General features: G+C 40.1%; 17 protein-coding genes. 7 read left to right on the top strand and 10 right to left on the bottom strand.

The window, feature by feature from the left end; all coding sequences use genetic code 11:
* Positions 1 to 134 precede the first annotated feature (134 nt).
* Positions 135 to 1,475: a beta-barrel domain-containing protein gene (locus H6G08_RS17675; RefSeq protein WP_190545246.1), complete on the bottom strand. Its 1,341-nt coding sequence runs from the start codon at positions 1,473 to 1,475 to the stop codon at positions 135 to 137.
* Positions 1,476 to 1,869: 394 nt separating this feature from the next.
* On the opposite strand from H6G08_RS17675, the gene H6G08_RS17670 reads away from it, so the two are divergent.
* The gene (locus tag H6G08_RS17670; RefSeq protein ID WP_190545244.1) at positions 1,870 to 4,014 is read left to right on the top strand and encodes a peptidase domain-containing ABC transporter; all 2,145 of its coding nucleotides are present in this window, start codon (positions 1,870 to 1,872) and stop codon (positions 4,012 to 4,014) included.
* Positions 4,015 to 4,261: 247 nt separating this feature from the next.
* Here H6G08_RS17670 and H6G08_RS17665 read toward each other — a convergent pair whose 3' ends face one another.
* Entirely contained in the window at positions 4,262 to 4,651 is a 390-nt protein-coding gene (locus H6G08_RS17665; protein ID WP_190545242.1) for a hypothetical protein, read from the bottom strand.
* 951 nt (positions 4,652 to 5,602) lie between these two features.
* Here H6G08_RS17665 and namA point away from each other — a divergent pair.
* Both namA and H6G08_RS17655 read left to right on the top strand, forming a co-directional pair.
* Positions 5,603 to 6,670 carry an NADPH dehydrogenase NamA gene (gene namA / locus H6G08_RS17660; protein ID WP_190545240.1) on the top strand — a complete coding sequence of 356 codons (1,068 nt, stop codon included), beginning with the start codon at positions 5,603 to 5,605 and terminating at the stop codon, positions 6,668 to 6,670.
* A gap of 467 nt (positions 6,671 to 7,137) precedes the next feature.
* Positions 7,138 to 8,637: a site-2 protease family protein gene (locus H6G08_RS17655; RefSeq protein WP_190545238.1), complete on the top strand. Its 1,500-nt coding sequence runs from the start codon at positions 7,138 to 7,140 to the stop codon at positions 8,635 to 8,637.
* A 101-nt stretch (positions 8,638 to 8,738) separates the two neighbouring features.
* Here the strand turns inward: H6G08_RS17655 and H6G08_RS17650 are convergent, their stop codons facing one another.
* A complete protein-coding gene (locus tag H6G08_RS17650) occupies positions 8,739 to 9,914 on the bottom strand; it encodes a calcium-binding protein (RefSeq protein ID WP_190545236.1) in 1,176 nt (391 codons plus the stop codon).
* A 473-nt stretch (positions 9,915 to 10,387) separates the two neighbouring features.
* The gene (locus H6G08_RS17645; RefSeq protein ID WP_390625610.1) at positions 10,388 to 11,647 is read right to left on the bottom strand and encodes a glycoside hydrolase family 10-like protein; all 1,260 of its coding nucleotides are present in this window, start codon (positions 11,645 to 11,647) and stop codon (positions 10,388 to 10,390) included.
* Positions 11,648 to 12,144: 497 nt separating this feature from the next.
* Between H6G08_RS17645 and H6G08_RS17640 the strand changes: the two genes are divergently transcribed.
* Complete coding sequence (locus tag H6G08_RS17640) at positions 12,145 to 12,645, top strand: hypothetical protein (protein WP_190545232.1); 501 nt, start codon at positions 12,145 to 12,147, stop codon at positions 12,643 to 12,645.
* A 474-nt stretch (positions 12,646 to 13,119) separates the two neighbouring features.
* Positions 13,120 to 15,006, top strand: coding sequence for a DUF8738 domain-containing protein (locus tag H6G08_RS17635; RefSeq protein ID WP_190545230.1), 1,887 nt, complete (start codon positions 13,120 to 13,122; stop codon positions 15,004 to 15,006).
* 378 nt (positions 15,007 to 15,384) lie between these two features.
* Here the strand turns inward: H6G08_RS17635 and H6G08_RS17630 are convergent, their stop codons facing one another.
* The 4 genes from H6G08_RS17630 to H6G08_RS17615 form a co-directional block, all read right to left on the bottom strand.
* Entirely contained in the window at positions 15,385 to 15,690 is a 306-nt protein-coding gene (locus H6G08_RS17630) for a hypothetical protein (RefSeq protein WP_190545228.1), read from the bottom strand.
* A 169-nt stretch (positions 15,691 to 15,859) separates the two neighbouring features.
* Positions 15,860 to 16,861, bottom strand: coding sequence for a DnaJ C-terminal domain-containing protein (locus H6G08_RS17625; RefSeq protein ID WP_190545226.1), 1,002 nt, complete (start codon positions 16,859 to 16,861; stop codon positions 15,860 to 15,862).
* Positions 16,862 to 17,168: 307 nt separating this feature from the next.
* On the bottom strand, positions 17,169 to 19,475 hold the full coding sequence (dnaK, locus tag H6G08_RS17620) for a molecular chaperone DnaK (protein WP_190545224.1): 2,307 nt from the start codon (positions 19,473 to 19,475) through the stop codon (positions 17,169 to 17,171).
* Positions 19,476 to 19,518: 43 nt separating this feature from the next.
* Complete coding sequence (locus tag H6G08_RS17615; protein WP_190545222.1) at positions 19,519 to 19,686, bottom strand: hypothetical protein; 168 nt, start codon at positions 19,684 to 19,686, stop codon at positions 19,519 to 19,521.
* Positions 19,687 to 19,916: 230 nt separating this feature from the next.
* Between H6G08_RS17615 and H6G08_RS17610 the strand changes: the two genes are divergently transcribed.
* Entirely contained in the window at positions 19,917 to 20,765 is an 849-nt protein-coding gene (locus H6G08_RS17610; protein WP_190545219.1) for a M28 family peptidase, read from the top strand.
* A gap of 3 nt (positions 20,766 to 20,768) precedes the next feature.
* Here the strand turns inward: H6G08_RS17610 and H6G08_RS17605 are convergent, their stop codons facing one another.
* A complete protein-coding gene (locus H6G08_RS17605; protein WP_190545217.1) occupies positions 20,769 to 21,704 on the bottom strand; it encodes a bestrophin family protein in 936 nt (311 codons plus the stop codon).
* A 588-nt stretch (positions 21,705 to 22,292) separates the two neighbouring features.
* Between H6G08_RS17605 and H6G08_RS17600 the strand changes: the two genes are divergently transcribed.
* Positions 22,293 to 22,508 (top strand): hypervirulence associated TUDOR domain-containing protein, encoded by a 216-nt coding sequence (locus H6G08_RS17600; RefSeq protein WP_190545215.1) that lies wholly within the window; start codon positions 22,293 to 22,295, stop codon positions 22,506 to 22,508.
* A gap of 197 nt (positions 22,509 to 22,705) precedes the next feature.
* Here the strand turns inward: H6G08_RS17600 and H6G08_RS17595 are convergent, their stop codons facing one another.
* Complete coding sequence (locus H6G08_RS17595) at positions 22,706 to 23,080, bottom strand: hypothetical protein (RefSeq protein WP_190545213.1); 375 nt, start codon at positions 23,078 to 23,080, stop codon at positions 22,706 to 22,708.
* Between the last annotated feature and the right edge of the window lie 720 nt (positions 23,081 to 23,800).

Raw genomic sequence — 23,800 nt, 5'->3', positions numbered from 1 at the left:
ACAGAGAAATAAGAGATTTTTAATCAAAAAACCAACCGATATTACCAAACGTAAATAGACCATTGTACAGACAAGGGTTATCGCGTCTCTGACTAATGACAGCCCTTGCCAGTATTTTCATTACGCCAACCGACTTAAACCCCTACTAATAACCTGGCTTTGCGCAAAATAAAAGTTAAAATTGTTTCTTCTTGCGAAATAATATCTGCTTGTATTTCCATTCCTGGAAGAATTGTATATTGGCGATCGCTCTTGATTAAATAAGTTTTTTCTGGTTGAATTGTCACCTCAAAATAGGGTGCAGTCGTTGTAGCTGGGTTGGGATTTTGCTCGGTAATCGCATCTGCTGCGATCGCTGTCACTTTACCTGCTAAAGTGCCATAATCTGTGTAAGTATAAGCAGATACGCGCATATTCACCCGTTGTTCAATGCGCACTGTGCCAATATCTTGGGGAGATACCCGCGCTTTAATTACCAAGCTAGTGTTTTCTGGGGCAATTTGGGCAATAGTGTCGCCAGGGCGGACTACTTGTCCGGGGTTGCGCAAGCCTAGCTTTAAAATGGTTCCATCCACTTGCGCACGAATCACAGTATCTTGCAAGTCATCGCTAGTTTGCTTGAGTTCCTTACTATCTTTATCAATTTGCGTTTGTAACTGGACTTTTTGTTGTGTTAAGGCTTCTCTATCTTTTTGCAGGGTAGCTAGAATTGATTTTCCTCTGGCTTCGGCTTGGGCGATTTGTTGTTGCGCGATCGCAATTGTCGCCGCAGTTGGGTTAAGGCTGGTTTTCGCCCGTTCTAACCTGGCTTTTGCAGCTATGTAGTTTTGGCGCTTGCTTTCCACTTGCACCATTGCAATCGCCCCTTCTTTCCCTGCACGTTCAAAGGCTGTAAACTCAGCTTGAGTAGCAGCGACATTGGCTTGGGCTTCTTCTACTTCTCGTTGCGCGATCGCTTTTTTATCTTTATACTCGCGCTCAATGCGAACTACCTCAGATTGTGCAGATGCAGTAGTGCGATTCATTAAATTTTGCTCTGCCGCTATTTGCGAGTTAAGATTTACTCTTTGCGCCTCTAATTGGCGAATTTGTTGATAACTTTGCTGAATACTGCTTTCTAACTGCCGTTTGCGGGTTTGCAAGCGAGAATCATCAATCAGTGCAATTACTTGCCCTCGTTTCACTTTTTGATTTTCCGCTACATCTAACTTGTTAATTGTACCTTCCGCAGCCGCCTGGATAATTTTTACCTCACCATTGGGGCGCACCACAGCAGGCGATCGCACAACCACAGGAAATGGTGTCACAGCTGCTATCCCAACAGCTATAACAATTCCCCCCAACAAAAAAACCCCACCCAAAGTAGCCCAACGACTAATCGGGGGCATAAATTCATCGCTATTCAAAGGAATGACAAATTCTTGATTAGCAGATTGCGGTTTTTTCTGAAACTCTGGGCTAGATGGGTTAACCATGCGGGTGCAATATCACAGTATATTTTTTAGCTCTGTGTTTAGATTACCCACCACAAATATTTTCTATCTTTCAGCTAGTACTCTGACAAGTCATCTTTGCTAGGTGAATCATTTTTTAATTCTCTTCTTTACCTCTTTCTTCGTGCCCTTCGCGTCTTCGTGGTTCGTTTTTACCCCTCAAAATTAATGGGACAGACCACTAGGTGTTGCTTTAACTCTACTTTTGGGCATTGTAGGGGATAAGAACCAGCAAAAAAATCCCTTTTAATTTCTTACCTCTGTGTTCTCCGCGCCTCTGCGGTTCAATAAATCTTTTAAAAACCACACCAGACACAGAGAGCGCACAAAAAAACCGAACCCTATTGAAATCACAGGTGCTATTCACGTTATATCTATGAAATACAAAAGCGTTTTACAGCATAGTGAAGAAGATTGTGGAGCGGCTTGCTTGGCGACAATTGCTAAGTATTATCAGAAAATATTTGCACTCAACCGTATCCGGGAATTTATCGGTACTGGTAAGCAGGGAACAACATTACTAGGGTTAAAGCGAGGGGCGGAAGCTTTAGGCTTTAATACCCGTTCGGTGAAGGCTTCACCCGCCATTGTGGATAGGCTAAACGAGCTACCTTTACCTGCGATTATCCACTGGAAAGGTTATCACTATGTAGTTCTTTACGGGCAACATGGTAAAAAATACGTCATTGCAGATCCGGCGGTGGGGATTCGCTACATCCCCAAGCAGGAGTTACTAGCAGGTTGGAATGATGGCATTATGCTGTTGTTGGAACCCGATCCGATACGCTTTTACCAACAACCGGAAGATAAAATCAGTGGATTTGGTAGATTTTACAAACGTGTTGCGCCTTATCGGGGAATTTTATTTGAATCTTTGCTGATTAACTTATTTCTTGGTGTACTTTCCCTTGCATCACCGTTTCTGATTCAAATTCTCACCGATGATGTGCTGATTCGGGGCGATACCCAATTACTTAGAGGATTAGCGATCGCAATTATCGCTATGACAATTGTTAGTAGTACCCTCAGTTTAATTCAAGCTAACCTCGTCACCCAATTTGCCCAACGTCTAGAATTAACTTTAGTCATGGAGTTTGGGCGAAAAATTCTCCGCTTACCCTTAAGCTATTATGAATCCCGCCGCAGTGGAGAAATTGTTAGTCGCTTACAAGATATTCAACAAATTAATCAATTAGTAGCGCAATCTGTCGTTACCTTACCCAGTCAATCTTTAATTGCCTTAATTTCCTTAAGTTTAATGCTGTTCTATAGCTGGAAATTGGCGATAGTCGTGCTGATTCTATCTGTAATTAGTAGCATGACTACCCTGATTTTTTTACCCGTTATGCAACAGAAAATTCGTAGCATTATGGTGTTAGATGCAGAAAATCAGGGATTATTAGTAGAAACTTTTAAAGGTGCTTTAACGCTCAAAACTACCACAGCACAGCAGCAATTTTGGGAAGAATTGCAAAGTCGTTTTAGCCGCTTGGCGAGATTAATATATAGTACTGCCCAAATTGGCATTACCAACAACACATTTTCGACTTTCATCTCTGGGGTAGGCGGTATTGTTTTGCTGTGGTTTGGTAGCAGTTTAGTAATTGGGCGAGAACTAACTATTGGACAATTAATCGCCTTTAATACGACGAGTGGCAATTTTCTCAACTTTATTACTGGTTTAATTAACTTCGTTGATAAATTCATGCGGGTGAAAACTGCTACTCAACGTTTATCAGAAGTGATTGATACAACAGCAGAAATTGACGAAACTGATAATAAAGCTTATGCCCAAATTCGTGATGATGCGGATATTACTTTATCTGAACTAGTATTTCATCACATTGGTAGAGTAGATTTACTTGATGATTTCTCATTAATAATTCCAGGGGGAAAAACCACAGCCATTATTGGTAAATCTGGATGTGGTAAAAGTTCCCTAGCTAAATTAATTTCTGGGCTATATGCTTATAAATCAGGTAACATTCGCATTGGTGCATTTAACTTACAAGATTTAGCCCTAGATTGTCTACGCCAGCAGGTTATACTAGTACCCCAAGATGCTCACTTTTGGAGTCGTTCGATTGTCGAAAATTTTCGCCTTGGTTCCCCAAATATTACTTTTGAGGAAATTGTCTATGCTTGTCAAATTGCGGGAGCCGATGAATTTATTAGTAAATTACCAGATAAATATCAAACTATTTTAGGTGAATTTGGTGCTAACCTATCCGGCGGACAAAGACAAAGGTTAGCAATAGCTAGAGCTATTATTAACAATCCACCCGTGCTAATTATGGATGAATCCACATCTGGATTAGATCCCATCAGCGAAGCCGAAGTTCTCGATAGATTAATAGCTGCGCGTCAGGGAAAAACCACAATTATGATCAGCCATCGCCCCAGAGTGATCCAAAGAGCAGATTGGATCATTTTCTTAGAGCAAGGAAAAGTGAAAATTCAAGGTACCTACGAAGATTTAGCAAATCAAGATGGCGATCACATTAACTTCTTAAAACCCTAATAATTATTGCGCAATTAAGAGGTTGTTTGAAAAGTTTTTGGCTGTGATTTTAGATACTCTTCGATCCCCCCTACCCCCCTTAAAAAAGGGGGGAAATACAATCAAAGTCCACGGCAGTTGCTTCAAGTCGGGAAACCCGCCCAACGCACTGCCTCCCCTTTTTAAGGGGGATTTAGGGGGATCTAAAACTTTTTGCTACCAACGACAGGACTTTTAAAACATCCTCTAATCGCGTCTCTATATTAATTTAAAATCTTACCCCTAACTGTCCATTAAAGCCGCGCACAGAATTGTAGCCAGCGCCCACAAAAACATGATCTGTAGCGCCTACCTGAACGCCACCAGAAACAGCAACGCCTTTATCTTCAGAATAATACCCCAACCCGACATAAGGAGATATTACAGGGAGACTGATAAATTTTAAAACATCTACGCCTGTAGAACCGTCAGGCCCTACGCCTACTTCCACGCCTAAATTTAACGCTCTCGCACCCACAGCATAGGTAACATCGCCATCATTACCACCCACAGAAACCCAAGGTTGGGGGATTAATTGTGCTGAAGCCTGATTTGGGCTTAAAAAAGTTAAAAATCCCAATGATGCGAGGATTGTCTTGATAATTATTGCTTTTTTCACGTTTTTATCCTAAAAATTACCTATAACATTATATTTTTTTGTCAGAAAATCTCTGGTTTTACATGACTGTATAGCCTAGATTTATCTATGATGTATATTTATGACGAATTAACCTTGCCTAAGTGCCCAATCAATTTACCAAAATTTGTGTTCCTCATCACATAATCATTAACAATTCAAAATTCAAAATTCAAAATTCAAAATTAAAGACATTTTCAGACGGGGATTTAAACCCCGACTGAAAATGATACTACGTATAGACGTAGGGGTCTTAAACCCTTTTATTTACGATAAATTTAGATTTTTAAAATTTACTTGCTCATTAATTTTCAATATACCTAAGCTGATTTTTCAGCAATTGAATAGCTTTTGAATACAAGAAAAATTGATAAATAGCTTGCTGAGAAAATTACAAAAATCTTAAGAAGAAGTTGATTTTTTAGACTCAGTATTCATCAAGTATTGAACAGATGATAAAAATATGAGATTGTGGAATAATGATTGAATTAGTTGCATATTTCTATCAAAGAATCACCCACAATAGAGGAGGATTTTTAATTACATAATCTATTTATCTATTATTGGCAAATTTTGTAATAACTTGAATATTAGAACTCAGTTTATGAGTGGAGTAGCAGGGATGCCGATTCTAGCGATGAAGCACTATATCTGCATCTTCAGCTAGCTACTAACTGTCAAAGGCTGCTTGATTAAGTCTTTATGCCTAATCTCTCATCTGTAGGGTACTAGATTCATACTCTTGGCACTTACAGATGTAGATTATTGCTGTGTAATTATGTTTATAATCTCAGATTATTTCTGTTATTTATTGCTTTGCTCACCTCAATCAGTAGGTAGCAGCAAACATCTAGAGAATTGTTAGCAACTGAAGTCTACTGCGTAAATCTATTACTACTTTCTTTCACCTAGCAAGAGAAGGAATCTATAAAAATGGCACAATTGTTTGAAGCATTCAGGATTCGTGAAGTTAATTTTCGCAACCGCATTGCCGTTTCACCGATGTGTCAATATTCCAGTACCAACGGTTATGCTAATGAATGGCACAAAATACATTTAGCTTCCCGCGCAGTCGGCGGTTCTGGTTTAGTTTTAACAGAAGCAGCAGCAGTAGAACCAAGAGGACGCATTAGTCCCCAAGATTTAGGAATATGGTTAGATGAACATGTTGAAAATTTAGCTCAAATTGTCGAATTAATTCATAATTTTGGCGCTGTAGCAGGGATACAACTGGCTCATGCGGGAAGAAAAGCCAGCACAGCCAAACCCAGCAAGGGAGGAAAATTTTTAGATGAAAATCAGGAAGGTTGGCGGCCTTTAGTTTCCAGTAGTGCGATCGCATTTAGTAAAGATAGTCCCATACCAGAAGCCTTGACCATTGATGGTATTAAACAAGTTACCGATGCTTTTGTCAAAGCTGCTCAACGTTCTTTACAAGCTGGGTTCAAAGTCATCGAAATTCACGCAGCGCACGGTTATTTAATACACCAATTCCTCTCACCCTTGGCTAATACTCGCACCGATGATTATGGTGGTAGCTTTGAAAATCGTACCCGATTGCTTAGAGAAATCGTTCAAGGTGTACGCGAAGTTTGGCCGGAAACACATCCATTATTTGTGCGGATTTCTGCAACTGATTGGGTAGACAAAGGTTGGGATATCGAGCAAAGTGTGGCTTTAAGCGATAAACTCAAATCTTTAGGAGTGGATTTAATAGACTGCTCCTCCGGTGGCATTATACCGGGTATTAATATTCCGCTAAAACCAGGTTATCAAACTCAGTTTGCTGAACGCATCCGCCGCGAAGCAAATATTGATACAGGCGCAGTTGGCTTAATTACATCACCAGAACAAGCAGACAAAATCATTCGTACAGGTAGCGCTGATATTGTGTTGTTAGGTCGTGAATTATTGCGCAATCCTTACTGGCCGCATCTAGCAGCAAAACAGCTAGGACATGATAAACTCTGGCCTGTTCAATATGACAGAGCTTGGCAATAATCTCAAGTCTTCATTTACGAGGATTACCGGGATTACCTCTCTAGAAGTTTAGTTAACAAATTTATCGCCTAAAGTTAAAATGCAAAATCAAAATAATAGTTTTTGATTTTGCATTTTTGCTGTTTTAATTTTGCTAAATTTTTATGATTTGTTGTTATAAAAATTAAAAATAAAGAATGTAACAGATGGTAGGGGCATGGCACTGCCATGCCCTCTAGAATATTCTGAATTGATGTGCCGCAAAAACTATTTAAATTGGTATTAGGGAAAAACCCACAATCAAATATTAAAATCTCTCTCCCCTCACACCTAGCCCCTAGCCCCTAGCCCCTAAACCCTAACCTCTGAGCGAAAAAGCAGAAATTCTGATTAAAACTTGGGTAAGCCACAGACGGCGTTATAGATTAAATAATGTACCTGCAATACCGCAGCTGTACTAGCTCGGTCTCAAAATCAAAGGTTGGGAGATGTTTACTCTATCAGAAACTTCTATCGTTACAACAATTGTCCTGGTAGCTTTTGGCATTTTGGGTTGGGGCTTTTATCGCGCTAGACCTTTTGGTAAGCTGGGAATCTTGGCCTGGTTACAGTCGGTGGTGTTGATGGCTCCTTGGCTGTTGTTTTTTGGCTTGTTTGCCGCCGGAATTTACATCAACATAGTGGGTATATTGTTTTTGGTAGTAGGTTCGGCTGGATTGTATGTCTATTTAGGAAAGCAATTGCGTTCAGCCGGACAAGATGAACTCATTAAGCAAAGAGCAAACCAACGGTTAGCAGCTGAAGCTTCATCTGAAGGTAATACCACACCAGTTTCTCAAACTCCTGTGGGAGTTGGGGAAATAAAAATTGAGGTGGTGTCAATTCCCGAAGATGATTTGAGTGCAATTAAAGGGATTTTTGGGATTGACACATTTTTTGCGACAGAAACAATCCCCTACCAGGAAGGCGTAATTTTTAAAGGTAACTTGCGGGGAGAAGCGCAAGAAATCCACACTCGCTTGAGTAAAAGTTTACAGGAGCGTATAGGCGATCGCTATCGGTTATTTTTGGTAGAAAATACAGATGGTAAGCCTGTAGTCATTGTCCTCCCTAGTCGCAACGATCCGCGCCCTACATCTTTACCCCAAAAAGTATTTGCGGGTATCCTATTTATCGCCACTATCACTACCAGTTTGGAAGCTGCGGGAATACTCCTGGGTTTTGATTTATTAGCACAAACACAACGCTTAGTAGAAACTTTACCCATAGGTATTGGCATATTAACAATTTTGGTAGCCCATGAAATTGGTCATTGGGTACTGGCTCAACGTCACCAAGTCCGCCTTAGCTGGCCGTTCTTTCTCCCAGCAGTGCAAATCGGCTCTTTTGGCGCAATTACTCGCTTTGAGTCACTCTTACCTAACCGCACAGCCTTATTTGATATCTCTTTGGCGGGGCCTGCGGCTGGTGGTATAGTTTCATTGTTAATGCTGATTGTTGGTTTGTTGCTATCTCATCCCGGCAGTTTATTTCAAATTCCCAATCAGTTTTTCCAAGGTTCAATTTTAGTCGGTAGCTTGGCGCGAGTTGTCCTTGGTTCGGCTTTACATTCACCTTTGGTAAACGTTCATCCTTTAGTGGTGATTGGTTGGCTGGGGTTAGTCATCACCGCGTTAAACTTAATGCCAGCCGGACAATTAGATGGTGGGCGCATTGTCCAAGCAATTTATGGACGTAAAACTGCAGGTAGAGCGACTTTAGCAACTTTGATTTTGCTGGGTATTGTATCCCTTGCCAATCCTTTGGCAATGTATTGGGCAATTTTAATTCTGTTTTTACAACGGGATTTAGAACGCCCCAGCTTGAATGAAATTAGCGAACCCGATGATGCAAGGGCGGCTTTAGGGCTGTTGGCGCTATTTTTAATGATTACCACCCTGCTTCCCCTGACACCTGGCTTGGCTGGGCGTTTGGGAATTGGGGGATAAGGATGAAGGATGAAGGATAAAAATTCAATCCTTCATCCTTTAACGAAAAACTGGGATTAAAGCCCCGTCCTTTTATACCAATTCTGTATGAAGATTAACTATTAGACCAAAGTTAATGAACCTGTATATTCTTTGATAATTCCTAAAGAATTACCACCTGAACTGATTAGTGTGTCATTTCCTATTTGTGTGAAACTGGCATTTAACCCACTGACATCTAAACTATCATTCTTGCCAAAACCATAGATTGTAGCAAAGCCACTGCTTCCCAAAATAACTGTTTTATGACCGCTTCCAAGATAAACAGTATCGTTACCACCCCCTTGAACAGTGGTTTCTGAAGCGTATATTTCTTCAAGGTCTTGGATGGGACTGGGAGCAAAAAAAGTTTGTCTTCGGAGATTAACAACATCACGACCACTTCCAGTATAAATCGTGTCGTCTCCTATACCAGAAAATATCAAATCATCTCCAGTACCAGCATTAATGAAACTTTTAGTGCCAAGAGTAATCACTGTGTCATTACCACTTCCCGTGAGAATATCGACGGAATCTAAATTAGGCTCTTTATCAAGAATTTGGGTATTTGCAGAGGTGGCTAAAACGAAATCTTTCCCCGATCCTGTCGTAATACTTGTTTCTCCATATACGGCTACCTTAAGCAGGTTGTCCCCGTTTCCTGCATTGATAATTTGTTTATAAGGTACTGCTTCGTCAAAGAGGACATCACCTAAAATTCCAAATAGCCCATCAATATTTATAGTAATCAAATCATTTCCTGAACCTGTGGATACAGAAACATTTCCTGTTCCTAAATAAATTGAGTTATTACCATTACCAAGATTAATTTGACAATTATCAACTGTTAACACCTGAATAATGTTATTGCCGTTTCCAGCTGATATATAACTGGAAGTACCACCACTATCAAGAATATTGTTCCCTTGGCCGAGATCGACAATATATTTACCCTCTCCTAGAGCAACATAATCATTGCCAGATCCAGTGTCAATAATGGTAGTACCTCTTTTTGATGATTCAAGTATTCCATCATAACCATCATAAAAGATTGCGGGGCCAACATAAGGAGGATAATTACCAATACCCGTGAATCTAAGGTTTGCCAAAATGACATCATTACCTTTACCAGTACTGATGATATTATTCGTACCTATAATTTCTAACCAAGTATTTTTCTGTTTAGTTTTAAAAGTTTGGTCACTTCCTCTCAATGATTCAACAGTGTAATTAGTTCCCCGAAAAATTCTGGTTGTCATAATAATATTTTTGGCTTGGCTCAACTTGATTAACTAGAAAAAATTACATAAGCCGCATAGGAGCAAATGAAGGAAGCAAAGCTTATATAATCTGTAGTTACACCTCTTCTATCACTCTGATTAAATAAACATTTATTATCTTTTTTGCATGAGAATTTATGCCAACAATAAAACTTGGCTATCAGATATTCTCATAGACAATAGATGCGCAAATTTTCCATCTATCAAAATTGGAAAAATTTGCTCTCATTTGCCCAGAAATGATTCAATAGGTTTATTCTCTATTCTCTTTTGGATAAGTACAAATCCGGAAGATATTGGGCATATCTGTGTAGTTTTCGGTAAGATATTCGGAAAATGCTTACTATACCTAGGGTTCAAGATTTTAAAGTACCTTTCAGTTGGTGCTGGGCAATCAAAAACCCTGGGCTATGAACAGCAACAATTCGTTTCGGGGCGAGTTTTCATCCTTTCTAAGGTTTCCAGCCGGCGAGTAAATTCGGGTAGGTTGTGCTGTTGGGGAAGATTTGCTGTAATCCTGTTTGCCTATCTAAAGGTTTTTCTTTACTCATATTCCAAAGGGTTTCGTAGAAAAAGAAGGCGACGCCAGCAAAATTGCGATCGCGTACTTTTTGTACTTGTGTTTGAATTTGTTGTATGGGTACAGTTTTACCTTTTAACCCGGATAATATGCCGATACTCACCGGGATATGCTTTTTAGCAGCTATAACTTCGGGATACTCTAATTCCTTGACAAATACCTTCAAATCGTCACGGTATATCTGCAAAACTAAATCTTCTACTAATCCCATGCGTTCCCATTTCTCCCAGTCGGCTAAAAAGTATTCGTAAGAGAAACGCTGCGGATTGGGCGCTACAGATACTATACAGTCTTTTTTCACGGCTTTGATAGCTGTAAATACCTGTTTCATATAGTTGGTAATTTTATTGGCTCGCCAGCTTACCCACTCTGGGTCTTTTGGATTGTTAGAAGGTGCAAGTCCCCGGTGTTCTTTTCTGTAGAGGGCTATCGTGTAAGGATCGTAGCCTAGCTCTGAGGGTAAGCCAAAATGGTCATCAAATTGAATCCCGTCAATATCGTAGTTTTTAACAATTTCCACGATTAAATCTTGGATAAATTTTTGCACATCTGGGCGAAAGGGACTCAACCAAACTCGGTCATGGGTACCTTCTTTAACAATCCGCGTTCCGTTACGCCGATTGGTTAGCCATTGGGGGTAACGTTTGGCTAATTGGGAATCGGCTGGAGCCATAAAGCCAAATTCAAACCAGGGAATAACTTTTAAACTCTGCTTGTGTCCTTCTTCGACTACTTCTTTGAGCATGTCTCGCCCTTGCAATCCCGGTGTGGGATCGAGCGATCGCCCTATGGCTGAGGCGGCAACTTTGCTAGGATACAAGGTATAACCCCAATTCCAGACTGTGGGGTAAACAACATTAAAGTTAAGTTCTTTGAGTTTTTGTAAAGAAGATTTAAGACGATTGCCCTCAAAGAGAACGTCGCTATCAATATTAGTTAACCATACACCTCTTAATTCCGTTCCCGGCGATCGCACAGGTAAAGAAGTGGGAGTTTGAGCATTTAACGGGAAAGAAAGCATGAGACTCGCCATCATGCTCAAAACTACAATTATTGCAAATAATCCCCGCTTGCTAGTTTGGTAAAAATTCCATCTCACAACAGTCGCTAACTGCTTCACCAGTTTCTTCATCATTTGTTACAAGCTTTGTCATACACAAACCATGACTTTAATCATCCACCAAAAGTTGCATTAATACCTGCTGTTTAATAGCTTAATAAATTGCTTTTTAAATATTTATACCAATTGTTGTCACGAGTGCCTGCCGATGATGTAAGTTTATAATTACCACTTTTAATGGAATCTTTCACCAAAAAAAATCTCTAATTTTATTTTTGATTGCTGCGGGCAAAGTAATGTAACATACCTGGATTTTTGTCTATAAATTACTCTATGAACGTGTGAATTTGGCTTTTTTGTAATTTCGATTACATGCATTTACGTTATTTTTCCGTAAATGCGGGGTCACACACTCCACCCTCAAATATTAAATCATGCGTATGATTACTGTAGGTCATCAAACAAAATGTTATCGAATTTTACCTATAAATACATTGGATAACTAGTTGGTGAGCGAATTAAACTGAAAAGGCTAAGGTACTTTTAAAGACCAAAGGCAGGATTTTATAATGATCAGCAGCTTTCACAATTCACAAGATGGTATGGGGAGTACCATCGCCTCCACCAAACGACTCGCAAGAGCATTGATGGTTTCTGCTGGTGCATTTTCATTAATCTTGGTATCTTGCAATTCTGCCCATAGGCAACAGCAAGTACTGAATCTGTTAACAGAGTTTTCATCAGCACAAATCCAAGAGATTGTCCTACCACCGGCAACTGAAACACTTTATACAACCATTTCAACTACAGTCGGCGTCGCTCAACCTGAAGTTTTGATGGTCAGAGGTTTAGAATCTGTAATTGATATTAATGAACTGATCATTAGTACCAATCTCATGCGAGATGAATTCCGCAAACAGTTTCATTGTCCTTTGGTGTTGTGGGTAAATGATGAAATTCTGCGGAAACTAGTTTGGTTAGCACCCGATCTCAAAGACTGGGCAGCCAGTACTATTAGATTTGATGTCCCAAACTCACAGACAGTGGAACAACAAGCTCTTAGTGCTTAAGACTTTTGGCGCTAGCGATCCAGATATCAGATTAATGTGAGATTTGCACCTAAAAAGGCAAAAAATTAGCTATATCAAATTTGATGCGCCAAACCATCAATAAATATTCAATGCTTAATACAATTGTGGATTATTGTAGATTTTAAGGTTTAAGTTGACTGAGCATGAGGCTATGGTCAAAGTAAAGTCTTGCATTAAAAGTATTTTCAACCCCGGCGAAAGCCTAAATACGAATTGTGCATAGTGGTACTAGCTCCAATAATTCAGGAACAAACTATAAACTTATAGGCGTCTATCTTCCCATCTGCAACAGAAGATAGACGCTTGTTTAATTTCTAGTAGTCATTGGTCATTGGTCATTGGTCAATAGTCAATAGTCAATAGTCAATAGTAATTAGTAATTAGTTATTAGTTATTAGTCAGGGTTTAATGTTTTCAAGCCTAAAAGGGTATAGGTTTCAATTGAGGTATTTTATGAAAGGCTGTTTGGGTAATCATTCTACCAGCGATCGCGCCAGGATTTTCACTGCTTTAGTGTTAACGGGAATTTTATCTGTTGGTAGCGGGTTCACATCTATTAAAAGTAGTAATGCTGCTGCTTTGGCGCAGTCTCCAGAGACGACAAACACAGTCAATAAACAAAATATTAGACAAAATAAATTACCACGTTCAATAGTAAATGCAGTTATTCAAGATGCGTCGCGCAGAACGGGAATTAATCGCAATCAACTGCGACTAACTGATTACAGTCAACACAATTGGCGCAATGGTTGCTTAGAACTACCTCAACCAGATGAATTTTGTACCCAAGCTATAGTTCCTGGTTGGCGATTTGTGATTTCTGATGGTAGACAAAACTGGGTTTATCACACTAATAATAACGGCAGTTCTATCCGGCTAGCTACAGCACAAAATCCGACAACTAACCCAACTACTCAATTACCACAATCTGTGAGGAATGCGGTTTTACAAGCTGCTTCTACAAAATTGCAACAACAGATTTCTCAGCTAAAAATTATTCAAGCGCAGCCACAAAATTGGAACGATGGCTGTTTAGAATTAGGTACTGCTGCTGAAGGTTGTCTGAGAGCTATAGTACCAGGTTGGCGGGTAGCGGTGGGTGCGGTGGCAGCTGTAGGACAAACTCTGGTGTATCACACTGATGAGACAGGTTCTACAATAAGGTTAAATGAAAATGCTAGCCAAACTACAAGTCAGCAATTACCCCAAACCGTGAGAAATGCGGTGTTGCGTCAAGCTTCCCAGGTTTCCGGGTTACCTATCAACACACTTAACATCGTTGCATATAAACAGAAGAAATTTGCTAGGGGTTGCGAACAGTCAACATTTCCCAATCCTTGCGATCCTGTATTAGTATCTGGTTGGGAAGTATTTGTTAAATCAAATAATAGAATTAGTCCTTGGGTGTTTTTCAGCGATGAAACTGGTTCTCAAGTCGATTTGGTAAATCGCGATCGCCCGAATAGAAATAATGGAAATAGTGGTAAACTCACAGCAGTTGCCATTCCCCAAAACGAACTCCCACCACCATTAGATAGAAATGTGGTATTTCGCCAAATTGCTAGTGGGGGTTTGACTGGCGCTACCTATGAAACAGTTTTACTTGACGATGGTAGCTTGATTCGAGTGAAAATTGGCGATGCTAACGATTCCGAACGCAGAGTACGCCGAGTTTCTTTGCAACAGGTACAACAATTTCAACAATTGTTAGCTAGCAGCAGATTTACACAGTTTAAAAATTTGAGTTACCCCGCACCTATTGGCGCTGCTGATTATGTAACTTACACTCTCACCAGTGTAGATGGTACTGTTAAATACAATAATATTTCTCAGGATCAGTTACCCAGCGATTTACGCAATGTCATCAAAGCTTGGAATCGACTGCGCAATAATCCTATATCTGATAGCGGTACGGGTAACAATACAGGTGACGCTGTACCAATTCCTGCAAATGAAATCCCATTACCTTTAGATAAAGATGTGGTATTTCGCCAAATTTCTAGTGGTGGCTTTGCTGCTATCACCTATGAAACGGTTTTACTCAAAGATGGAACCTTGATTAGAGTGCGGGTTGGCGATGCTAACGATTCTTCTCGCAGCGTGCGCCGCATTTCTCCTTTACATGTGCGACAATTTGAGGAAATAATCAAGCGATCGCGTTTTGGTGAATACAAAAATTTGAGTTATCCAGCACCCCCAGGCGCAGCTGATTTTATTACCTATACCCTCACCAGTACCCAAGCCACAGTGAGATATAATGACGCTTCTCAAAAGAACTTACCACAAAATCTTTTGCAAGTAGTCAATGCTTGGAATCAAATTGGTAACATCGCTCGATAATTGCTGATGAGTCAACAATCACCAAATGATAAATAAGAGCGCATATCTTATCATATTTAATTATGACATTTGCGTTCTGTAGGGGCAAGCCATTGCCCACCTGTGTCAACTTAAGCTAAAAGCTATATACGGCGTGTGTTGTACAAAAACTTTCGCCCTCATCCCCTAACCCCTTCTCCCCCAGGAGAAGGGGAATTAAATCTCTTGCTCCCCTCTCCCGGTGGGAGAGGGGTTGGGGGTGAGGGCAAAAAGCTTGCTACAAAGAGGGTTTCGCGTTAAGTTGACACCAATGGGCATTGCCTTGCCCTCTTAAAGTATATTAATGTGTCGCCAATATAATTGCACTTGGTATAAATAGGTGCGAAAAAATAAAATATTCTATTCTTCTTGATCAAATAATTCTAATAACCCAACTGTCCCGACAAAGAAAGTATAAATAGCATATTGTATTACCATTTTCTGTTTAGAATTAACATAAAAACCTGCAATAATTGCCTCAATTAAATGAGCAGTAACAGCAAAGCGACCAATCCAAAAAATAGGATTTAGGGCGCTAGGTAAATAAATATTATTAGTAATTAAATAAATATTTCCTAATTCTAAGCCGATGACGCTAGATATTAGTACAAGAGAAACAACTTTTATAATAGAGTATATTTTTTGTTTTATATCCTTAAAATTCATTATCTGTTCAGTTTTTTATACACAATCTTGAATTGTAACTGTCTATTAAATATAAATCACTATTTAAACTAATACATAAAAATATATAACAACAAATGCACGCGCATAAACATAGATGAATTTTTACTTCATCCACAAGCAAATTATTTTTTATTAAATATCCACAGTCTTATCCCAAACCGATTAAATCTGCACGAGGTTTAAAGGTTTCAATTTGGCGAATTTTTTCGTAAAGTTCTTTTTCTTCGTCACTAATAGTTTTTGGCGTGACAATTTGAATTTCTACTAATTGATCGCCACGTTTACCCGCTTCACTAGGATAACCTTTATTTGCTAACCGAAATCTTTGACCGGATCTCACCCCTGGTGGAATGGTCATTTTTACAGGGCCATCTAAAGTTGGCGCTTCTACCTGTCCCCCTAAGACTGCTTCGCTGGGAGTTACAGGTACTTGGCAAAAGATATTAGAACCATCTAGTTTAAATAAAGGATGGGGTTCGACGGTAATTTTTAAGTATAAGTCACCACCACCAATACCTTGATTACGCAGGCGGATAGTTTGACCTGTAACCATTCCCATCGGCATAGTAACTTCTAGCGATCGCCCATCTTCTAGGCGAATGCGCTCATTACCACCAACATAAGCTTTTTCTAAGGGTAGAGTCAATCTCGCTTCGATATCGCGACGAGCGGGACGAGGTTGGCTCTTAGGTACTGTGTACTCAACTCTACTTTTAGTCGAACGAAACGGATCGCTATCTGTGTTGCTAGCTGCACCATTTTTGCTGCTTTTTCGCCCTACACCAACACCAATGACTTGGTTAATAAAACTTTCAAAATCTGCAAATTGGCTAGGATCTACTTCTTGAGTGCGGTTATTAGGGCGATTATCTCCCCAAGCTTTCCCCTTGGGCGTTTGTTTATTAAAGCCTTTTTGCTTCCAATAGCGGCTAAACTGGTCATATTGCGATCGCTTGGCTGGATCGGAAAGGACTTCATAAGCTTCGCCAATATCCTTAAATTTCTCCTCAGCAGCTTTGTTTCCTGGGTTTAAGTCAGGATGATACTGTCTTGCTAAACGGCGATATACCTTTTTAATTTCTTCACCTGAGGCTTCTTTAGGTACTCCTAAAATTTCGTAATAATCGCGAAAATTCTGCAAATTTTGCATAGTTCAGTTATTCAACTTTAAATTTTAGATTTGAGATTTTGGTAATCAGTGATGGATGCTGTTAGTTGTCAGCTATTTTGCCCAATAATGCTGACTAATAACAAATTACCAATTACCAATTACCAAATCCGAATTTTGATGCAATTTCACTGCACAAAGGCAGAAGATAAAGGGCAGAGGGCAGAAGTTTATAGCAAATAATTCATTTGTCTGCCAAGAGGATTTTAAACAAATCTGTCAGCGATCGCTTTAAAAGTGGGTAGTTTCCTCCCTTCTGCCTTCTGCCTCCTGCCTCCTGCCTTTCTTTTTACAACCAATCGTCATCATCATCATCCCAGTTATCTTGGTAGCTGGGGCGAGGTTTGCGCGAAGAGCGATCGCCTGAGGAACGATTATCTCGTCCATAATCTCTGTTAGAATCCCTGCCATAGTCTCTATTTGTATTTGAGTCTCGGCCATAATCCTTGGTAGAATCCCTGCCATAGTCTCTGTTGGCGTCTCTACCATAATCTCTGGTAGAATCCCTGCCATAGTCTCTGTTTGAGTCTCTACCATAATCTCTGGTAGAATCCCTGCCATAGTCTCTGTTGGCGTCTCTACCATAATCTCTGGTAGAATCCCTGCCATAATCTCTGTTTGAGTCTCTATTGGAGTCTCGGCCATAATCCCTGGTAGAATCACCTCTGCCAAAAGAATCATTCCAGTATGAATCTCTGGGAGAATCGCGATCGCGTTCTTTGTCCCCACCGGTGAAGATATCGCGAATTGTACCAAATAAATCGTCGTCTTCGTCCTCAGCATAATACTGGCGGACTTCCCGGTTTAATTCATACAGAGCATCTTGCAAATCGGCGTAAGCTTGATCGATTGCGCGATCGTCATTATCTTTTAATGCATCTTTGAGTTCACGAGATATATTATCAATGCGTTGGCGACGACTGCGGGCAAACTGCATTCCAAATTCTAGCGCTACTTCTCTGAGTTGGCGTTCGGCTTGACCAATCAAACCTTCAGCGCGAGTGCGTTTTTCTACTCTTTCTTTGCGTTCTCTGTCAACATCAGCGTATTTTTGCGCTTCTTGAATCATTCGGTTAACTTCTGACTCGCTTAAAGTCGAAGCACCTTGGATAGTGATACTTTGCTCTCTACCAGTAGTTCTATCTAAAGCTGTGACTTGTAAAATACCATTAGCATCAATATCAAATGATACTTGAATTTGGGGAATCCCTCGCGGCGCTGGGGGGATACCATACAGCTTGAACCGTCCTAAAGACTTGTTATTGGCTGCCATTTCCCGTTCGCCCTGTACTACGTGGATTTCCACAGTATTTTGGTTATTTTCTGATGTGGAGAAAATATCAGAACGGCGGACTGGGATGGTAGTATTGCGGGGAATTAATTTTTTCATCACACCGCCAATGGTTTCTAAACCCACAGATAACGGCGTAACATCCAACAGCAGCACATCTTTCAGTTCCCCAGCCAAAATACTCGCTTGAATCGCCGCACCAACTGCGACAACTTCATCGGGGTTAACGTTTTCATTCGGTTCTATCCCAATTAAATCGCGCACCAACTGCTTCACCATGGGAATGCGCGTAGAACCGCCTACTAATACTACTTCTTCAATATCTGCGGGTGAAAGACCAGAATCTTTTAAAGCGCGTTTAACTGGGGTGCGTAAACGCGCTACCAAATCGCCGCATAAATCCTCAAATTGAGCGCGAGTGATGCGGGTTTCTAAATGTTTGGGGCCGTCCTCAGTAGCGGTGATAAAAGGTAAATTAATATCAGTGACGCTGACAGCAGAAAGTTCAATTTTCGCTTTTTCCGCCGCTTCCATCAGCCTTTGTAAAGCTTGGCGATCGCGTCTTAAGTCTACCTCTTCTGCTTCTAAAAATTGCTCTGCTAACCAATCTACAATTTTTCTGTCAAAATCATTACCACCAAGCTGCGTATCTCCACTAGTGGCTCTAACCTCAAAAACCCCATCACCAACTTCTAGAATCGATACGTCAAATGTACCGCCACCTAAATCGAATACTAATATAGTTTCCGTATTTCCCCGATCCAAGCCATAAGCTAAAGAAGCGGCGGTAGGTTCGTTAAGAATCCGCAACACTTCTAAACCAGCAATTCTTCCCGCATCGCGAGTAGCTTGGCGTTGGGAATCATTAAAATAAGCAGGAACTGTAATAACTGCCCCTGTAACTTGTTCCCCCAGGTAGGTACTAGCATCATCCGCCAATTTTTTCAGCACCATTGCCGAAATTTCTTCAGCAGCGAAATCCTTATTCAACCGGGGACAAGCAATCTTAATATTACCAATTTCGTCTTTGCGAATAGTATAAGGTACCCGCTTCGATTCCGGATTTAGCTCGCTATATCTCCGCCCAATAAAGCGTTTCACCGCAAAAAAAGTATTTTGGGGATTCAGCACAGTTTGTCGCCGTGCCATTTGTCCTACAACTTTTTCGCCTTCCTTGCTAAAGCCAACAACGGAGGGGGTTGTGCGCATTCCTTCTGCATTGGCAATCACCACCGGCTTGCCACCCTCCATCACGGCGACTACTGAGTTGGTTGTACCCAAGTCGATGCCGACTACCTTGCCCATGCGTTACTCTTCTCCTAAATGTGTCTTACTATATATATTATGATTAGGCGAGAATGCCTCTAGCTTTTTCCTCTAGGGTAAAACCCGTCAAAGGTATAATAGTCGTTATTAAAGTAGAAAGGATCGGGATTTTAGCGAAAGCAGCTAGTTGCAAGACTAGGATAACATTGACAATGGTTGGTGTGTTCAAAGGTGCTTGGTCATTGGTCATTGGTCATTTGTCATTTGTCATTTGTCATTAGGACTTACGCACACTCTACTAATTCTTGGCGTTCTTGGTGTCTTCTCTGCGAGACGCTACGCGAAGGCGGTTAAATAAATCAAGGTTTTTGGTAATTTTTGCCTAAGTCCTGGTCATTTGTTATGAGTCATTCTCCTTCCCTTACATTGTCCTCCTCTCCGTTCTAAATTTTCCCGCCTAGCTGTTGAATAGTTAAAAAATTGGATTTAAAAACCAGACTACAAACTTACCTTACAGCAATTGCCCGAGAACGCGATCCCTACATGGCGACGGCGGGACATTTCTTCGTCCAAGAATATATTCGACAGCAATTTGCTCAATGGGGAAGTGTGGAAATCCACACCTTTGAAGCGGGGGGTAAAACCTGCCAAAATCTGATTTTAAATTTACCGGCTGAAGCTAAACGGCAAAAACGAAATTTACCGCCGATTTTAATTGGTGCGCATTACGATGGTGTACCGGGTACAGTTGCAGCAGATGATAACGCTACGGGTGTGGCGGTTTTATTGGAATTGGCGAGTAAATTTGCAGCGCAACCAGCTAAATATCCTTTGCGGCTGGTGGCGTTTGATATGGAAGAATACGGATTACTGGGTAGTGCTGACTATGCAGCTTTGTTACGCGAGCAACAGCAACCCTTACGCTTGATGTTATCTTTAGAAATGCTGGGCTATAAAGATTCTACCCCTGGTAGCCAAAGTTATCCACCACCATTAGAGAAGTTTTACCCCAATACTGGCGATTTTATTGCTTTAATTGGAAATCTGCGGACAATACCCGACTTATTTAGTATGAGTCGCAGTATTCGCCAAGCTGGTATATCTAGTCAATGGCTACCAGTACCGAATCGTGGTTTAATTGTCAGGCAAACTAGACTCAGCGATCATGCACCGTTTTGGGATGCAGGTTATCCAGCAATTATGGTCACAGATACGGCATTTATGCGCAATCCACATTATCATAAACCGAGTGATGCGATCGCGACTTTAGATTTAGATTTTCTCGCAGGTGTCTGTGCGGGGTTAGAAATTGCCATTCGGCGCTTATAACCTTTAGTTCCCCAGGCTGACATCTTCGCTATTAGGTAAATTAGCAAAGTGCGATCGCATATTGGGAGTTAGACTAGTTAAATCATCAATATTGCGCTTCATCGTCTGACAAATTGTATCCAAAGGTAAATCGTTAGCATCATAACCAAAAGGATTTTCGATTTCTAAACCAATAGCCTCAATCCCAAATAAAGTAAAACTAACTAAAGCAGTAATTAAACCCGTCCACCACCCCAAACTACTCACCATTTGAAAAGGTAGCAACAAACAGTAAAGTAATAACAATTGCTTGAGATGAATAGCATAAGCAAGCGGCATCGGTGTTCTTAAAATTCGCTCGCAAATTCCTAAATTATCTACCAAATTATTCAATAACTCTTGCATAGATATTAACTGGTAGCTATTTAAGCGATTGCGGTTATATTGTCCTTGTAAATAATCGCCAATCCAAAATGCCACCTCGATGGGAGGATTATTCATGATTTTTAATTCTAAATACATCGAAGCTGGCATTAATTGTTTTAACTCATGATTTACAGGTTCTTCCCGTAAATGCAATTTAGTCGCCACAGCAAAAGCTACTAATAAATATAAAGCGGTTTTTTTATCTTTTCTATCTTCCGGGGAAACTTCCTCAACACTCACCCATATTTGTCGCGCCAAATTTCGCGTGGTATTGACTATCGCACCCCAGCTTTTTCTCCCTTCCCAAAAACGTTCATAAGCTGTATTTGTGCGAAAAACCAGTAATAAACCTAAAACAATACTCGGAATTACACTGCCTAAAATAGGTTGAGAAACGGGAAGTTTAAAATAGTAAAGTATGGAAACAATAGTGCCAAAAACCCCACATAGGATCACATTTTTAGCTATTGTTTTGAGAACCGACCCTTTAATCTGCAAAACTAGGGGAATTTTTTTTGCTTTATCATCTGCCATACAGCTGACCTAAATAACCGTTTGCAATTCACATCCTCAAGATAATAACTCTAGGTGTAGCACAATTGACAAGGATCAACAGGAGTGATGATTATAGCAATCTGGCAGGAAAATAGGGACTAGAGACTAGGGAATAGGTGTGAGAAAAGAGATTTTCATGTTAGGTTGTGATACCAACGTGAAAAAAGAATGCGACAGATTGTAGGGGCATGGCACTGCCATGCCCTCTAGAATGTATTTATGTGCCGCAAAAGCTATTTAAATTTGTATGAAATTTTCTCGTGATTAGCTGTACGGTACGACAACTAAGTGGGTGGGTGCAAGAAAACCCAACTATATTACAATACGGTTCAGTTAGCGTTGAACGTAGACACCGAAGGTGGCTTCCCGAAGGGTAGTGAAACCCAACAAACCCCTGGAAATGTTGGGTTTCGTTCCTCAACCCAACCTACAATTATCCTTAACTGAACCGTATTGAACTATATTAAGCAATGTAATTGATTATCGGTTTTTATATCTTGCGACTGATTAATTACCCTAGCGCAGTCAAGATAATGAGCAGGTATAAAACAGCATCAAAGAAAAATTATGACAGAAAAGTTTAACAAGGGCGACAAGGTGAAGTGGAATACAGCCCAAGGTGAAACCACTGGCGAAGTTGAAAAGAAATTAACTTCCCCTACAGATATTAAAGGACATCATGTTGCTGCTGACAAAGACAATCCCCAATATTTAGTCAAAAGTGACAAAACAGGGAAAGAAGCAGCACATAAACCTGATGCATTGGAAAATATTGAGGATTAGTTAAATTTTAATGGTCAATGGTCAATGGTCAATGGTCAATGGTCAATAGTCAATGGTCAATAGTCATTTGTTATTTGTCCCCCTTGTCTCCCTTGTCCCCCTTCTCTAGTCTCTATTTATTAATAAATTGAAAAATCAGCTAAAAGTCAAAAGTTAATCCAGAGGAGTTAAAACAACTCCTCATCATTCACCAAATTTCAGCCAAACCAGTGAGATGGTTCTAAACCAGGCTGAACTTTTTCGCATAAATGATGACTAATCCAGTCTGACTTGTCTTTGAAAATCGCGTAAATTCCTTGATGAATGAGATTTTGTACGTGGAGTTGCTGCTCTAAAGCACTGCGAGGTCTTTTATAGTTGAGTAAGCACTCTTTTTCTGCTTCATCTAAGGGTAATCCTTCGGCAATTGTGTAGTAAAGACAAGGAATTCGGCTGAGAACAAAGGCGATTAACTCTTGGCGTAAGTCAGGAATTGCAAACGCTTGTTGATAAGGATGATATGGATATGTATCTAATACACTTTCAATCTCTCCTAAGACTGATTGTTGTGTTAAGTTCACTACTGTTTTCATAAATTTCATCTCCTCTATTATTCGGTTAGTAATTTGTACATGAGTAAATGTTCTAGGTGGTACTTTTGCCATGAAACCCAACTAGAAATGATTTACATTAAGAGATGGCCAAACCCTGAATCTAAAATGCTATCTCGGCAAAATTATTAAACGTCTATGTACTGTTGATGTACTAGTTAAAATCCCTACGCAAAGCTGGTATAAATTGTAGAGACAGTACTGAATAGACTGGGAATATACCGATGTTTTATTTCTCTAATTTCAATTATTCCAAATTTTCAATTTAGTATCAGGAAACTACATAAAACGCAGCATAAGTTTTTGGGGATCAATTCTTTTGTGATAAAAAATGAATTGATTGTTGCCAATTCTTAACCAACCTTAATATTATCTACAAGTTCCCCACAAAAATAGCGGACGGAAAACACTCTTAATAAAAGCTGTGTTTTAGGTTTAGTAGCCCAATTAAAAAATTAGCATTGTCTGGGAATATATGAAAAGAGAACTAAAGCACCTATAGCCTAAAGTTCAGATTTTTCAAACAAATTAGATATAGCAGTAGCTACTCTGCCTACAACATAGCTGCTTTTGGTAATGACTGATGGCATTAACTCAGAAATGTTGAATCTCGATACAAAACTTTACATATTTGGTTAGAGTAATTCTAAAAAGCCTAAAATAGTCAACATAACATCATCTCCTCAAGCCAATGAACATAAC

Origin of the sequence: Calothrix anomala FACHB-343 (assembly GCF_014696435.1) — a bacterium.
GTDB classification, from domain to species: domain Bacteria; phylum Cyanobacteriota; class Cyanobacteriia; order Cyanobacteriales; family Nostocaceae; genus Aulosira; species Aulosira anomala_A.
The sequence above is the reverse complement of the archived record's forward strand: the minus strand, read 5'-3'. Positions and strand labels throughout refer to the sequence as shown.